Source organism: Xanthomonas pisi DSM 18956 (genome assembly GCF_001010415.1).
In the GTDB taxonomy this organism is placed as follows: Bacteria; Pseudomonadota; Gammaproteobacteria; order Xanthomonadales; family Xanthomonadaceae; genus Xanthomonas; species Xanthomonas pisi.
On record NZ_JPLE01000013.1, the window covers coordinates 18,024 to 31,973 of the forward strand.

General features: G+C 67.4%; 12 protein-coding genes and 1 pseudogene. 7 read left to right on the forward strand and 6 right to left on the reverse strand.

The annotated features are described in order from the left end of the window. Positions 1 to 20: 20 nt before the first annotated feature. From Y887_RS02950 to Y887_RS02960, 3 genes and pseudogenes are all read right to left on the reverse strand, one after another. Positions 21 to 1,333: pseudogene (locus Y887_RS02950) on the reverse strand (NCS2 family permease). 397 nt (positions 1,334 to 1,730) lie between these two features. Then, complete coding sequence (locus Y887_RS02955) at positions 1,731 to 2,690, reverse strand: PDR/VanB family oxidoreductase (protein ID WP_046962926.1); 960 nt, start codon at positions 2,688 to 2,690, stop codon at positions 1,731 to 1,733. 17 nt (positions 2,691 to 2,707) lie between these two features. Further along, on the reverse strand, positions 2,708 to 3,760 hold the full coding sequence (locus Y887_RS02960) for a Rieske 2Fe-2S domain-containing protein (protein WP_046962927.1): 1,053 nt from the start codon (positions 3,758 to 3,760) through the stop codon (positions 2,708 to 2,710). Positions 3,761 to 3,886: 126 nt separating this feature from the next. Between Y887_RS02960 and Y887_RS02965 the strand changes: the two genes are divergently transcribed. Together Y887_RS02965 and Y887_RS02970 are read left to right on the forward strand one after the other, a co-directional pair. After that, a complete protein-coding gene (locus tag Y887_RS02965) occupies positions 3,887 to 4,804 on the forward strand; it encodes a LysR family transcriptional regulator (protein ID WP_046962928.1) in 918 nt (305 codons plus the stop codon). Positions 4,805 to 5,076: 272 nt separating this feature from the next. Continuing rightward, positions 5,077 to 5,883 (forward strand): TatD family hydrolase, encoded by an 807-nt coding sequence (locus tag Y887_RS02970; RefSeq protein WP_046962929.1) that lies wholly within the window; start codon positions 5,077 to 5,079, stop codon positions 5,881 to 5,883. Between the two features lie 233 nt (positions 5,884 to 6,116). Here Y887_RS02970 and Y887_RS02975 read toward each other — a convergent pair whose 3' ends face one another. After that, the gene (locus tag Y887_RS02975) at positions 6,117 to 6,785 is read right to left on the reverse strand and encodes a VOC family protein (protein ID WP_046962930.1); all 669 of its coding nucleotides are present in this window, start codon (positions 6,783 to 6,785) and stop codon (positions 6,117 to 6,119) included. 605 nt (positions 6,786 to 7,390) lie between these two features. Next, positions 7,391 to 8,299, reverse strand: a complete 909-nt coding sequence (locus Y887_RS02980) for a LysR family transcriptional regulator (RefSeq protein WP_046962974.1) — start codon at positions 8,297 to 8,299, stop codon at positions 7,391 to 7,393. A 97-nt stretch (positions 8,300 to 8,396) separates the two neighbouring features. On the opposite strand from Y887_RS02980, the gene Y887_RS02985 reads away from it, so the two are divergent. Further along, positions 8,397 to 9,671, forward strand: a complete 1,275-nt coding sequence (locus Y887_RS02985) for an MFS transporter (protein WP_046962931.1) — start codon at positions 8,397 to 8,399, stop codon at positions 9,669 to 9,671. A gap of 1 nt (position 9,672) precedes the next feature. Continuing rightward, the gene (locus tag Y887_RS02990) at positions 9,673 to 10,053 is read left to right on the forward strand and encodes a VOC family protein (RefSeq protein WP_046962932.1); all 381 of its coding nucleotides are present in this window, start codon (positions 9,673 to 9,675) and stop codon (positions 10,051 to 10,053) included. 94 nt (positions 10,054 to 10,147) lie between these two features. On the opposite strand, the gene Y887_RS02995 is transcribed toward Y887_RS02990, so the two are convergent. Beyond that, the gene (locus Y887_RS02995; RefSeq protein ID WP_046962933.1) at positions 10,148 to 10,576 is read right to left on the reverse strand and encodes a MerR family transcriptional regulator; all 429 of its coding nucleotides are present in this window, start codon (positions 10,574 to 10,576) and stop codon (positions 10,148 to 10,150) included. Between the two features lie 89 nt (positions 10,577 to 10,665). On the opposite strand from Y887_RS02995, the gene Y887_RS03000 reads away from it, so the two are divergent. From Y887_RS03000 to Y887_RS03010, 3 genes are all read left to right on the forward strand, one after another. Further along, positions 10,666 to 11,592 (forward strand): alpha/beta fold hydrolase, encoded by a 927-nt coding sequence (locus tag Y887_RS03000; protein WP_046962934.1) that lies wholly within the window; start codon positions 10,666 to 10,668, stop codon positions 11,590 to 11,592. 271 nt (positions 11,593 to 11,863) lie between these two features. Then, positions 11,864 to 12,745, forward strand: a complete 882-nt coding sequence (locus tag Y887_RS03005; protein ID WP_046962935.1) for an NAD-dependent protein deacetylase — start codon at positions 11,864 to 11,866, stop codon at positions 12,743 to 12,745. Between the two features lie 81 nt (positions 12,746 to 12,826). Beyond that, positions 12,827 to 13,924, forward strand: coding sequence for an NADH:flavin oxidoreductase/NADH oxidase (locus Y887_RS03010; protein WP_104611913.1), 1,098 nt, complete (start codon positions 12,827 to 12,829; stop codon positions 13,922 to 13,924). The last annotated feature ends 26 nt before the right edge of the window (positions 13,925 to 13,950 follow it).

The window sequence follows — 13,950 nt, forward strand, 5'->3', positions numbered from 1 at the left end:
AAACCACCGCGGCGCTTCGCTCACTCCAGCGCATAGCGCAGCACGAACAGGCCGGCAATCGCCCAGGTGGCCGGATGCACGGCGCGCCAGCGGCCGCTACCCAGCTTCAGTGCCGCGTAGGTGATGAAGCCGAAGGCCAGGCCGGTGGCGATGGAGTAGGTGAGCGGCATGGCCAGCATGCAGATCGCGGCCGGTAGCGCGTCGCCGACATCGTCCCACCGGATCTGCGTGCACTCGCGCAGCATCACCGATGCCAGGTAGATCAGCGCCGGAGCGGTGGCATACGCCGGCACCATCGCCGCCACTGGCGAGAACAGCAGCGCCAGCACAAACAGCGCGGCCACCACCAGTGCGGTGAGTCCGGTACGCCCGCCTGCCTGCACGCCTGCAGCGCTTTCCACGTACGCGGTGGTGCTGGAGGTGCCGAGCAGCGAGCCGGCCAGGATGGCGGTGCTGTCGGCGAGCAGGGCGCGGTCGAACTGGCGACGGTGCGCCTGCGTGTGCAACAGGCCGGCGCGCTGGGCCACGCCCATCAAGGTGCCGGTGGCATCGAACAGTTCCACCAGCACGAAGACCAGCACCACGTGCACCACGGCGGCCAATGCGCCACTGCTGCCATGGCCTTGCAAGGCGCCGGCAATGTCCAGCTGCAGCAGCGTCGGTGCCAGGCTCGGCGGCAGCGACAGCACGCCCTGGTAGTGCACCAGACCCAGTGCCAGAGCCGCGAGGGTGACCGCCAGGATGCCGAGCAACATCGCTCCGCGCACGCGGCGCACCTCCAGCACGCCGATCAGCAGCAGTCCCGCCAGCGCAAGCAAGGGCTCGGGCCGATGCAGGTCGCCCAGGGTCACCAGCGTCTGCGGATGCGCCACCACCAGCCCGGCCTTCTGCAAGCCGATCAACGCCAGGAACAGGCCGATGCCCGCCGCAATCGCACTGCGCAAGGGGAGCGGGATGCCATCCACCAGCCAGCGCCGCGCGCCGGTGACGCTGAGCAGCAGGAACACGCAGCCGGACACGAACACCAGTCCCAGCGTCTGCTGCCAGCCGTAGCCCAGCGTGCCCACCACCGAGAAGGCGAAAAACGCATTCAAGCCCATGCCCGGCGCCATGCCGATGGGGTAGTTGGCCAGCACGCCCATCAGCAGCGAGCCGAGCGCGGCGGCCAGACAGGTCGCCACGAACACCGCGCCGTGGTCCATGCCGGTGGTGGCCAGAATATCGGGTTGACGAAGACGATGTAGGCCATGGTCAGGAAGGTGGTGGCACCGGCCAGGACCTCCGTGCGCACGCTGCTGCCATTGGCGGCCAGCGCAAATCCGGGCCAGCGCATCAGCGGGCGCTCCGGCAACGGTGGGGGAAGGTGATCACACAAGCGACCATCGGCAGACATCTCATCGGCACAGGGGGAACACGCGATCGTTGCGCAGACGCGCGGGCCGAATATCTTGCACTGTGCGACCGCAGTTGCCACGGACCTTGGGCACGGAATGCGTGGCGAGCGCAATGCCCGTTGCCAGCACGGTGCATGAGCGCCAGCGCCTGGCGCGGCTGCGCCAGCGTTGCCTGGTGCGTGCAGCAACCGCATCGTGCAAGACGGTGCGCGGCCCACGCCCATCCACAGGTTCCCTGCAACGTCGGCGGCTGCTTCGCGCTGCAGCGCGACCGGCATCAGCCACCTGCGCGCCCGCTGTCGTCCTGTCTGCGCAGGCGCAACACACGCGCAGCGCTCAAAGATCCAGCACCAGGCGTGACGAACGGCTGCGCGAGCAGCACAGCGTGATCTGGGTGTTGGCGGCGTGCTCGCCGTCGCTGAGCACGCTGTCGCGGTGATCCGGCGTTCCGGCAAGCACGCCGGTCAGGCAGGCGCCGCACATGCCTTGCTCGCACGACAACGGCACTGCGATACCGGCAGCGAGCAAGGCGCTGGCGATGCTGCAGTCGGCGGGCACCTGCACCACGCGACCACTGGCGGCCAGCTCCACCTCGAAGGGGCTGTCGGCGTCATGCGCAAGGCCGGCATCGGCGGCGGCGAAGTGTTCGCGGTGCAACTGCGCGTCAGTCCATCCCTGCGTCCTGGCAAGCTGGGTGAAGTGGTCCATGAACGCGGCCGGCCCGCACAGATACAGTTGGTCGTGCGCACCTGCCTGGACGAGCGCGTCGGGCACATGCACGCGCGGGCTTTGCCCGCCATCGCTCAGATGCACATGCACCTGCCCATGCGTGAAGCCTTGTTGCAGCCGCTGCACGAAGGCCACGTCGGCATGCCGGCGCGCGTAGTAATGCAGCACGAATGGCTCGCCACGCGCTTCCAGCGCCTCGGCCATCGACAGCAGCGGGGTGATGCCGATGCCGGCGGCCAGCAGCACATGCCGCTCGCCGGGGTGTAGCGGGAACAGATTGCGCGGGCTGGAAATCTGCAGGCGGTCGCCGGCACTGAGCCGCTCGCACAGGTGCCGCGAGCCGCCGCGCGAGGCGTCAGCCAGTTTGACGCAGAGCAGATAGTGGTCGCGCACATGCGGTGCGCTGGCAATCGAATACTGGCGGATCAAGCCATCGGGCAGGTGCAGGTCCACATGCGCGCCGGCCTCGAACGCGGGCAACTCGCTGTCGATCGGCTCCAGCCGGATCGCACGCTGACGGTGGCCTTGCTCGGCCACGGCGGCAACACGCACTTCATGCAGGCTCATGGCGCGCTCCTTGGCGGTCAGCGCAGGAAGAAATCGCTATAGCCCTGGCTGCGCAGACCGCGGCGGTAGGCGATGGAACTGCGGTCGGCCAGGATATGCACCTCCAGCAGCGGGTCCAGCGGCAGGTATTCGGGGCGCTGCGCTTCCACCATGGCGCGGTCTTCCTCGAACACGCGCAGGTTGAACGCGTGCACGTCTTCCACCGGCAGATGGGTGTCGAAGTTGCGCGCGATCGGCACCAGCAGGCGCGTCTTGTGCTTGGACACCGGGCTTGCGGCGTTCATGATCACCAGCCGCTTGCCCGGCACCGGGAAATGGATGGTGAGGGTGGCGGTGAACGGCAAATGCACTTCGAAATGCCGCAGCCACTGGAAGCCGGGGTCCACGTCCGGCAGCGGCATGTCCACCGAATAGTTGGCCACACTGCTGAGGTAGTCGGCGTTGAAGCCGGTCGGCGTCTCGGTGGTGGTATAGGCCGGTACCTCGCGCTTGTCCGGCTGGGCGAAGGTGGCGGTATGCACGAAGGCGAAATGCGCCACGTCGATGAAACCCTCCAGCTGCCGCGCGGCGCTGCCGCCGATGTCGAACGCCGGGCAGACGATCTGCTGGAAGCCGTCCTCGTCCCAGCCCGGCATCGGCGGGATCTGCACTTCGGCCTCGCTCACGCCAGCCGGCTTGGCCAGGCAGACCCAGATCAAGCCGTAGCGCTCGGCCACCGCATAGGTGTGCAGGCGCATCTTGGCCGGAATGTTCTGGTTTGGACTGGCCGGGATGTGATTGCAGCGCCCGCCCGAACCGAAGCGCAGCCCGTGGTAGGCGCAGACCACGCCGCCACCATCGGACGTGCCCATGCTCAGCGGCACGCCGCGGTGCGGGCAGACATCGCGCGCGGCCACCAGTTCCTCGCCTAGCCGGTACAGCACCAGCGGCTCGTCCAGCAGGGTCGCCTTGAACGGCGCCTGCCCGACCTCGCTGCTCAGCGCTACCGCGTGCCAGTGCTGGGCCAGGCGCTGCCAGTCGGCGGCTTCGAAGGTGCAGTGCAGCGGCAGGGCGGGGACGGCGACATCCATGGGGCGGTCTCTGGCGTGAGGCGGGAGCGGTGCCGGATTGACTCTAGGAAGCCGGGGGTGTGTGATCAAACATCGTTTTTCCGCCAACCCATTGCAAAAAATGCAACGCCAACCGAGTCCCGTCCCATGCTGACCTTCTCCCGCTTCACCCGTTACTTCATCGAAGTGGCCCGCTGCGGCAGCATCCGCAAGGCCTCGGAGGTGTTGCACGTGTCGGCCTCGGCGATCGACCGGCAGATCCTCAAGGCCGAGGAAGAGCTGGGCGCGCAGCTGTTCGAACGCCTGCCCGGCCGGCTGCGGCTCACCGCTGCCGGCGAGTTGCTGCTGGTGGATGTGCGCGGCTGGGAGAAGGCCTACGCCCGCACGCTGGAGCGCTTCGACGAGCTCAAGGGGCTGCGCCGCGGGCACGTGGAGATCGCCATGATCGACGCGCTCAGCGAGGGCGTGGTGCCGGCGGCGGTGGCGGCGCTGGTGCAGGAGTACCCCGGCATCACCTTCAACCTGTCCACCGCGCGCAACCAGCGGGTGATGGAAATGGTGACCTCGGCCGACGTGGACATCGGCCTGCTGCTGGACCCGGTGAGCAGCGTGGACCTGGAGGTGCGCGCGTTTGCGGATATCCCGCTGGGGATTGCCATGCCGGTGGGCCACCCGTTGAGCACGCGCACCGAACTGCAGCTGAGCGAGACACTGGAGCACCGATTGCTGCTGCCGGCCGCGCCGCTGATCGTGGGCGAGCACGCCAAGGTGTTGTACCAGCGCCAGCATATCGACGTGAAACGGCTCACCCATTGCAACGACGTACGTACCTTGCGCGGACTGGTGCGCGCCGGCGCCGGCGTGGGGCTGATGTCGTGGCTGGACGCTGCGCCCGACGTGGCCGACGGGCGACTGGCGTTCGTGCCGTTCCGCCAGCACCTGACCAAACCGATGACGCTGGCCTTGTGCGTGGCCCCGCAGCGTCAGCTCTCGCGTTCGGCGCAGCTGGCGATCCAGGCGCTGGCGGCGAAGATCGACGCGATGGCGGTGCCTGTGGTGGGTTGAGCGTGCTGCGCAAGCGGCCCTCACCCCTGCCCCTCTCCCGCAGGCGGGAGAGGGGAAAGGCAGTGCGCTGGTGCAGGCCGATGGGATGCAGGTGTCGCGGACTGCGGGCAGATCCCCTCATGGATATCCCGTCATGGAGGTCCCGCCGTGGAGGTCCAGATTCCCCCGTGGATATCCCTTCTCCCGCTTGCGGGAGAAGGTGCCCGCAGGGCGGATGAGGGCAACGCCCACCCAGTACACTCGCATCTGCTCTTTCAGGCGACACCCGCACCATGCAGTTGATCGATATCGGCGCCAACCTCACCCATGATTCCTTCGATCGCGACCGCGACGCCGTGCTGCAACGCGCACGCGAGGCGGGTGTGGCGGAGTTGGTGATCACCGGCGCAAGCCGCGAGCATTCGCCGTTGGCCCTGCAACTGGCGCAGCAACATCCCGGCTTCCTGTACGCCACCGCCGGCGTGCATCCGCACCACGCCGTGGAATTCACCGCCGAATGCGAAGCTGAAATGCGCACCTTGCAGGCGCATCCGCAGGTGGTGGCGGTGGGCGAATGCGGGCTGGATTACTTCCGCGATTTCGCGCCGCGGCCGGCACAGCACAAGGCGTTCGAGCGCCAGCTGCAACTGGCTGCCGACAATGGCAAGCCGCTGTTCCTGCATCAGCGCGATGCGCACGATGACTTCCTTTCCATCATGCGCAGCTTCGACGGCAAGCTGGGTGCGGCCGTGGTGCATTGCTTCACCGGCACGCGCGAAGAGCTGTTCGCCTATCTGGACCGCGATTACTACATCGGCATCACCGGCTGGCTGTGCGACGAACGCCGCGGCGCGCATCTGCGCGAGCTGGTGCGCAATATCCCCGCCAACCGGTTGATGATCGAAACCGATGCGCCCTACCTGTTGCCGCGCACGCTCAAGCCCATGCCCAAGGACCGCCGCAACGAGCCGATGTTTCTGTCGCATATCGTCGAAGAACTGGCGCGCGACCGCGGCGAAGACGTCGCCGTGACCGCTGCCAACAGCACCGCTGCGGCACGTGCGTTTTTTCGTTTGCCGGCAGCTCAGCGGGGCAGTTGAAGACGCACGCAGGCACCGGCTGCCGCACTGGCGAACCAGCGCATCGCGGAGGGGAGTGCGTTGGCTATCGCTACCATCGCGCGCTGTTGCGTGCATGCACGGCGGTGCCGCAGATGATGATGGCTGCCGTTGGATAACACATTGCCCGCTAGTGCATGCGCGATGCGATAGCGCCGCAGGATGCACGGCAATCTCGCCGGGGAGACCAGGGCACGTAAAGGCAAGGCCGTCGCTTACGCAGCGAGCAGTTCCCAGCCCTGCGCATCGCGTAGCCGCAGGCCTGGTTGCGGTGCATCGACACTGACGCGCAAGCCGTCGGCCCACGGTAGTTGGCGCTGTTGCGGAAACCAGCGCCGGCGCTGGTCCACCACGATCAACAGGCCATGATCGTCGCCCAGCGCGACAAAGCCCTCCACGGCCGGTGCAAACGGCTGTACGCCAAAATGATGGGCCACGCTGCTGGTCACTGCATCGACATGATTGCTGGGCAAGCCGATCTCGCTCAGGCACAGCAACTCTTCGCCGTGGAACTCGCCCTCGCCGGTGGCCACACCCTGCAGCGCATCGCGCGCGATCAGCTCCAGCACCGCACCATCCGGGCCGGCGAAATACACCGATTGCGATTGCCACACTCCGTCCAGGGCGAAGCGCTGGCGGCCCTGCGGGTCGGCGAGCAGCGTGGCGCGTGCGCCGATCCATCGCGCTGCGGCCTCGAAGCGTGAGGGCGCGACATTGAAGGCCAGATGCACACTGCCGACCGGATGTTGCGCCTGCACGCAGTCCAGCGTGGTCCAGCCGATGTGGACGGTGTTGCCGTGCAGCGGCAGCTGCAGCACATCGCGATAGAAGCGCCGGGTCAGTGCCGGATCCAGGCAGGGCAGCAGGAGATGACGGAGATGCATGGCACTCAGATCGATGGAAGAGGCCCGCATTGAACAACCTCAATCGCAGTTGAGGTCAAGCCTGCCACCGGACGTCGGTGCAGGTGGTGCTGCGCCGTGTCAGCTTGGGCGGGCTGCGCGTCGTCGGTCGTGTCGATGGCCGCTCGCAGCGCGATATCTTCCGGTGGCGTGTGTACGTGCGATCACATCGATGGTCTTGGATCGATTGATCTGCCCTGCCATCCTGATCGGGCGTGGCTTTTTCGAACGTGCAGCGTGCAGCGATGCGTTCAGGCAAGAAGGTGACACGGCACGCTGCACCGGGAACGTTGTCCTTCGATCAGGGGCCGACGATGTGCGGCAAACAACACGACCGCGCTCACCGCTGCGCTGGCACGGCCGCTGCTCGGCGCGGCATGGATCGCTCCGACAACGTGCTTCCCGTGCGCCATCCACACCCAGCTGACGCGTGCTCGCCACGGTTTCGCAGCCGCTCTTCGACACTCGCCCACGCTCCCCGCAAGGTGGGCGATGCGGTCAGAACCCACGCATCCAGCACGCCGCCACCGCGCAGCGGTCATGACCGAACCAGCCAGGATTGCGCATGCCAGCTCCCCCAGTGGCGATCACTGGCTCACCTCATCGGCAGTGATCAGTTCCGCCAGCGCCCACAGATGCCGCACCAGCGGAGCGCTGTCCAGCGCGCCCGGCGCAACCGCCAGGGCCAGACGTGCCAGCGGCATGCGGCCTTGGATATCCAGGTAGCGCACCCCGGGCCGCTGCAGTTGCGCGGTGGAGGCGGGCACCACCGAGACACCCAGTTCGGCGGCGACCAGGTTGATGATCGACGACATCTGCGGCGCCTCCTGGGTGATGCGCAAGGTCACGCCCGACTCGCGGCAGGCGGCGAGGATTTCGTCGTACAGGCTGGAGCCGAAGCTGCGCGGAAACAGGATGAACGGCTCGCCCGCCAGCGCCGCCAGCGGCGCGCTGTTGTGGGCGGCCAGCGGATGCGCTGCCGGCACCGCGATCTTCATCGGCTCATCGGCAAAGCGCAGCAGAAGCAGGTCCGGTGGCGTGCTCAAGCCGTAGCGGACGAACGCCGCATCCAGGCGGCCATCGGCCAGGCCCACCAGCAGGCTGGCGGTGTTGGTTTCTTCCAGCAGCAGTTCGACCTGCGGCCACTGCCGTCGGAAATCGCGGATCAGGCGCGGCACCACCGGACTGAAGGCGGCCGAGGCGGTGAAGCCCATGCGCAAGCGGCCGGATTCGCCACGCGCCACACGCCTGGCGGTTTCGGCGGCGCGCTCCACATCGGCCAGCACCCGTCGCACTTCGCCGAGAAAGGCATCGCCGGCTGGCGTCAGCTCCGCACCGCTATGGGTGCGGCGGAACAGCGGCGTGCCCAGCTCGCGCTCCAGTGTCTGGATCTGCTGGCTCAGCGGTGGCTGGCCGATACCGACCCGGGCAGCGGCACGGGTGAAATTGCCTTCCTCGGCAACCGCCAGGAAATAGCGCAGGTGACGCAGTTCCATGGTATCTGTTTCATATATGGCAACTGCCAGCATCATATATTGGACAGGGGGTAGTGACAGGCGAATACTCGCCGTCCCCGGTCTCATCCAGATACCCGTGCCTGCTTCCGACTCCCGCCCCAGCGCCCTGCCGGCCACTGCCGCCGTTCCCGAGATCGCGGCACCTGCCAGCGGCCGCATCCGGCTGGCCTTGTTCCTGGCCGGCTTTGCCACCTTCTCGCTGCTCTACAGCGTGCAGCCGGTATTGCCCGAGTTCGCGCGTGCCTTCGGCGTGGATGCGGCGGTCGCCTCGTTGCCGTTATCGCTGGCCACCGGCGGGCTGGCGGTGGCGATCTTCTGCGCCGGTGCGGTCTCGGAAAACCTGGGGCGGCGCGGCTTGATGTTCGCCTCCATTGCGCTGGCTGCGGTGCTCAACCTGGTCTCGGCGTTCCTCCCGCACTGGGGCGCGCTGGTGGCGGTGCGCACCCTGTCCGGCATCGCGTTGGGCGGCGTTCCTGCGGTGGCGATGGTGTACCTGGGCGAAGAACTGCCGGCCAACAAACTTGGCGCGGCCACCGGCCTGTACGTGGCCGGCAACGCATTCGGCGGCATGAGCGGGCGCATCATGATGAGCGTGCTGACCGACCACACCGATTGGCGCACCGCACTGGCGCTCTTGAGCGGCTTCGACCTGCTGTGTGCCTTCGCATTCGTGTGGCTGCTGCCGCCGTCGCGCCATTTCGTGCGCCGGCATGGGGTCAACCTGCGGTTCCATCTGCGTGCCTGGGCGGGGCATCTGCGCGATCGCAACCTGCCGTGGTTGTTTGCGTTGCCGTTCCTGTTGATGGGCGTGTTCGTCAGCCTCTACAACTACGCCGGGTTTCGCTTGGGCGGGCCGGAATTTGGACTGAGCCAGAGCCAGATCGGCATGATCTTCAGCGCCTACGTGTTCGGCATCGTCAGCTCATCGGTGGCTGGGGCCGCGTCGGATCGCTTCGGCCGTGGGCCGGTGGTCAGTGCCGGCATCGTGCTGTGCGTGCTCGGCGTGGCATTGACGTTGGCGCATGTGCTGGCGCTGGTGGTGGGCGGCATCGTATTGCTGACGATCGGCTTTTTCATCGCACATTCGGCGGCCAGCGCCTGGGTGAGCCGGCTCGGCGGCGCGCACCGCAGTCATGCCGCCTCGCTGTATCTGCTGGCCTATTACGCCGGCTCCAGCGTGATCGGTGCGCTCGGCGGCTGGTTCTGGCAACACGGCGGTTGGGCCGGGCTGGTCGGCATGTGCCTGACCCTGCTGGTGCTGGCGTTTGCCGCCGCGCATGTGTTGCGCCAACGCGCCGATGATGCACGCCCGTACGGCCGGTGTGCGCCGCATCCTGCGCGTGGGCAATGACATGCAGATCGAGCGGCTCGACCATCTGGTGCTCACCGTTGCCGACGTGCAAGCCACCTGCGAGTTTTATGCGCGCGTGCTCGGCATGCAGGTGGTGCGTTTTGGTGAAGGGCGACGTGCGCTGGCCTTCGGCCAACAGAAGATCAACCTGCACGCCGCCGGGCGCGAGTTCGAACCCAAGGCGCGTTTGCCGACGCCCGGGTCGGCAGATCTGTGCCTGATCACCACAACCCCACTGCAGCAGGCGCAGGACCACATCGTCGCCGCCGGTGTCAGCATCGAGCAGGGGCCAATCCAGCGTACCGGCGCAACCGGTGCGTTGCTGTCGATCTATTTCCGCGATCCGGACGGCAACCTGATCGAGGTCAGCAACCTGCTGTAGCGGCCGATTGCCGTGCCATGTGTGCGCTGTGCGACGTGGCAGGTGGCGCGATGCAAGGCACCTTGAAGCGATGGCCGTCGCTCACCCTTCCGAGCTAGCGTGCCCGCTTGCTGCGTGCCGTCTGCGCTGCAGAAGGCGGCGCGGCGATCGCATCGGCCGCACCTTGTGCCAGGGTTTCCAGCAGGCGCCCACGCCGCCGCTCCAGATCGGCCAGCTGGCGCTCGATCTGCTGCAGACGCGTGCGATGCACGTGTGCGGTTTCCGGGCACATCTGCGCGCCTTCCACCAAGCGCATGCAATCGGGAAACCGGAGAATGTCGTCCAGGCTGAAGCCAGTGGCGATCAGCCGCTGGATCTGCCGCACCTGCGCAACGCATGCGGCGGGAAACACCCGGTAGCCATTGGCGCTGCGCGAGGACGTCAGCAGGCCACGCGCGTCGTAGTGACGAATCGAGCGCACGCTGGCGCCGGTCTGCAGTGCCAGTGCGCCAATGCTCAGCGAGGGTTCGGGAAGCGTTGCCATGCGCCAAGCATACGGCGCGAGCACTGCTTGACCCTCACATTGGTGTCAGGCTGGAGGATGGCCGCTCTCATTGTCTGGAGCTCACTCCGATGCCTGTTCGCTTCTTCCCGGTCACTGGCATGCAGCCGATGCGCTACGCGCTGGCTTGCCTGTTGCTGCTTTCTTCAACCTTGGCCGCGGCGGTCACCCCCGCTTCGCGCAGTTATACGGTGACCGCGCCCGATGGCGTCACCCTGGCCGTGCAGGAACACGGCGCCAGCGATGCTCCGGCAATCGTATTCGTGCACGGCCTGCTCGGTAGCCGCATCAATTGGGACGCGCAGCTGGCCGATGCGCGCTTGCAAGACTATCGATTGATCACCTATGACCTGCGTGGGCATGGCTTGTCCGGCAAGCCGACTGCAGCGTCGGCCTATCGGGATGGCATGCGCTGGGCCGACGATCTTGACGCGGTGCTGAAAGCGGCAAAGGCGCGCGACGCGGTGCTGGTCGGTTGGTCGCTGGGCGCAGCCGTCGTCACAAACTACCTCGCACGTCACGGCGATGAAGGGCTTGGCGGCGTGGTGTATGTCGACGGCGTGATCGAATTGCGCGCAGAACAGCTGGGCTCGCATCCGGCGATCTATCGCGATCTGGTCTCCGATGACCTGCGCACGCATCTGCAGGCGGTACACGACTTCCTGCGGCTGTGCTTCGCCACCCAACCGTCTGCGCCCGTATTTGGTACCTTGCTGGCCAACGCGTCGCTGGCCTCCTGGGACATGCAGCGCGCCGTGCAAGGCATGTCGATCGATGTCGCCGGCCTGCAGCGCACGCGCCTGCCGGTGTTGCTGGTGTACGGCGCACGCGATGCGCTGGTGACCGCCGAGCCGACGCTGGCACGTGCACGGCAATTGCAACCGCGTGCGCAGACGCGTCTCTACCCGGATGCAGGGCACGCGCCATTCCTGGAGGACAGCGTGCGCTTCAACCGGGACCTGCTGCAGTTTGTCGATCAGGCACGGGTTGCACACTGAGCGACAGTGACCGCACCCGTGGCCTGCAGCAACAGGAGGGCTGAACCAGCTGCGTGGACACGGCCTGATACTGTACCGCCTTCACGGATGCATCCAGTCCGGCGCGTCGTGCATACAACGGTTTGATCCGCACGCTGCGGCGACCCTGCGTCATGCGACAGTGCGACGCACGTCGCGCACGTCGCACGGTGACGGCCGTCGACGCCGCGCCGCAGCGGGCGAACCGCTTGCCGTTGGCGCAAAGTGATCCCATCGCTTCCGGAATGACCACATGACTGCTGCCCTTGCCCACGACGATCACACGCTGCAGGACTTCATCGAGCGCCACCAGCGCCTGTTCGTGCTCACCGGCGCCGGTTGCAGCACCGACTCGGGCATTCCCGATTACCGCGATCTGCAAGGCGGCTGGAAGCGTCCACAACCGGTGACGTTCCAGGCCTTCATGGGCGAGCTGTCCACGCGCCAGCGCTACTGGGCGCGCAGCCTGGTGGGCTGGCCGCGTTTCGGGCTGGCGCTGCCCAATGCGACCCATCACGCACTGGTCGCGCTGGAAGCGCGCGGCCAGCTGGAACTGCTGCTGACGCAAAACGTGGATCGCCTGCATCAGGCGGCCGGCAGTCAGGCGGTGATCGACCTGCACGGCCGGCTCGATGTGGTGCGTTGCATGGGCTGCGAGCGGCGCATGCCGCGGACCGAGTTCCAGATCCTGCTTGAGCAGGCCAACCCCGGCTGGGCCGCGCTGGACGCGGTGCAGGCGCCCGATGGTGATGCGGATCTGGACGATGTGGCCTTCGATACCTTCGTGGTGCCGCCGTGCCCGGTGTGTGGCGGGGTGCTCAAGCCGGATGTGGTGTTCTTCGGCGAGAACGTGCCGCGCGAGCGCGTGGAGCGTGCCTTCGCGCATTTGCAGGCCGCCGATGCGGTGCTGGTGGTGGGCTCGTCGCTGATGGTGTATTCGGGCTTTCGCTTCGTGCAGGCCGCCGCGCGCAACGGCCTGCCGATCGCCGCGCTCAATTTCGGGCGTACCCGCGCCGACGCGTTGCTCAGCCTGAAGGTGGAGCAGTCGTGCGCGCAGGCGCTGGCCTTCCTGCGGCAGCCGCCGGATCCGCTGCAGGCTGCGCCGGCCAGGTACGACAGTGCGCGCTCTGCATGACGCAGTGATCCATCGCAGCGGTTGTGCGGCGGCGCGTGGCGCAGTGCAATGGGCACCCCCACCCCGCGCCCGGATGTTGCCTTGAGCCAGTTGTTCACCCCCATCGCCTTCGGCCCGCTCGCGCTCGCCAACCGCATCGTGATCGCGCCGATGTGCCAATACTCCGCGCAGGATGGCCGCGCCAGCGATTGGCACCGCATCCACCTGGGCACGCTGTCGCAATCGGGTGCTGGCCTGTTGATCCTGGAGGCCGCCGCAGTGGTGCCGGAAGGGCGCATCAGCTACGCCGATCTGGGCCTGTACGACGACGCCACCGAGCAGGCGCTGGATGCGGTGCTGCAGTCGGTGCGGCGCTGGTCGCCGATGCCGATCGGCATCCAGCTGGCGCATGCCGGCCGCAAGGCGTCGACCGATGTGCCGTGGAAGGGCGGGCAGGCGATCGCCCCCGATCAGGCGCATGGCTGGCAGACCGTGTCTGCCTCGGCGCAGCCGTTCCAGCCGGGCAAGCCCGCACCGCAGGCGCTGGATGAGGCCGGGATCGATGCGGTGGTGGCCGCGTTCGTCACTGCGGCAACCCGCGCCGAACGCCTGGGTCTGGATCTGATCGAGCTGCATGCCGCACATGGCTATCTGATGCATCAGTTCCTGTCGCCGCTGAGCAATCAGCGCAACGATGCATATGGCGGTTCGCTGGAAAACCGCATGCGCTTGACGCTGCGCATCTTCGATGAAGTGCGTGCGGCGGTGTCCGCGCGCATCGCGGTCGGCGTGCGCATCTCGGCCACCGATTGGGTGGAGGGCGGCTGGGATCTGGAGCAGAGCCTCGTCTTGTCCAAGGCGCTGGATGCACGCGGCGCGCATTACATCCATGTCTCCAGCGGGGGGCTCGATCCGCGCCAGCAGATTCCGGTGCAGGCCGGCTATCAGATCCCGTTTGCGCAGGCGATTCGTGCGCAGGTCGCCACGCCGGTGATCGGCGTGGGCCTGATCACCGAGCCGGCCCACGCCGAGGCGATCCTGCAGGACGGCCAGGCCGACGCAATCGCGCTGGCACGCGGCATCCTGTACGACCCGCGCTGGCCGTGGCATGCCGCCGCGGCGCTGGGTGCATCGGTCACGCCGGCCCCGCAGTATCTGCGCTGCGAACCGCGCGATGCACGCGGCGTGTTCGCCAGCTGACGCACGCCACCGACGTCATACCGACA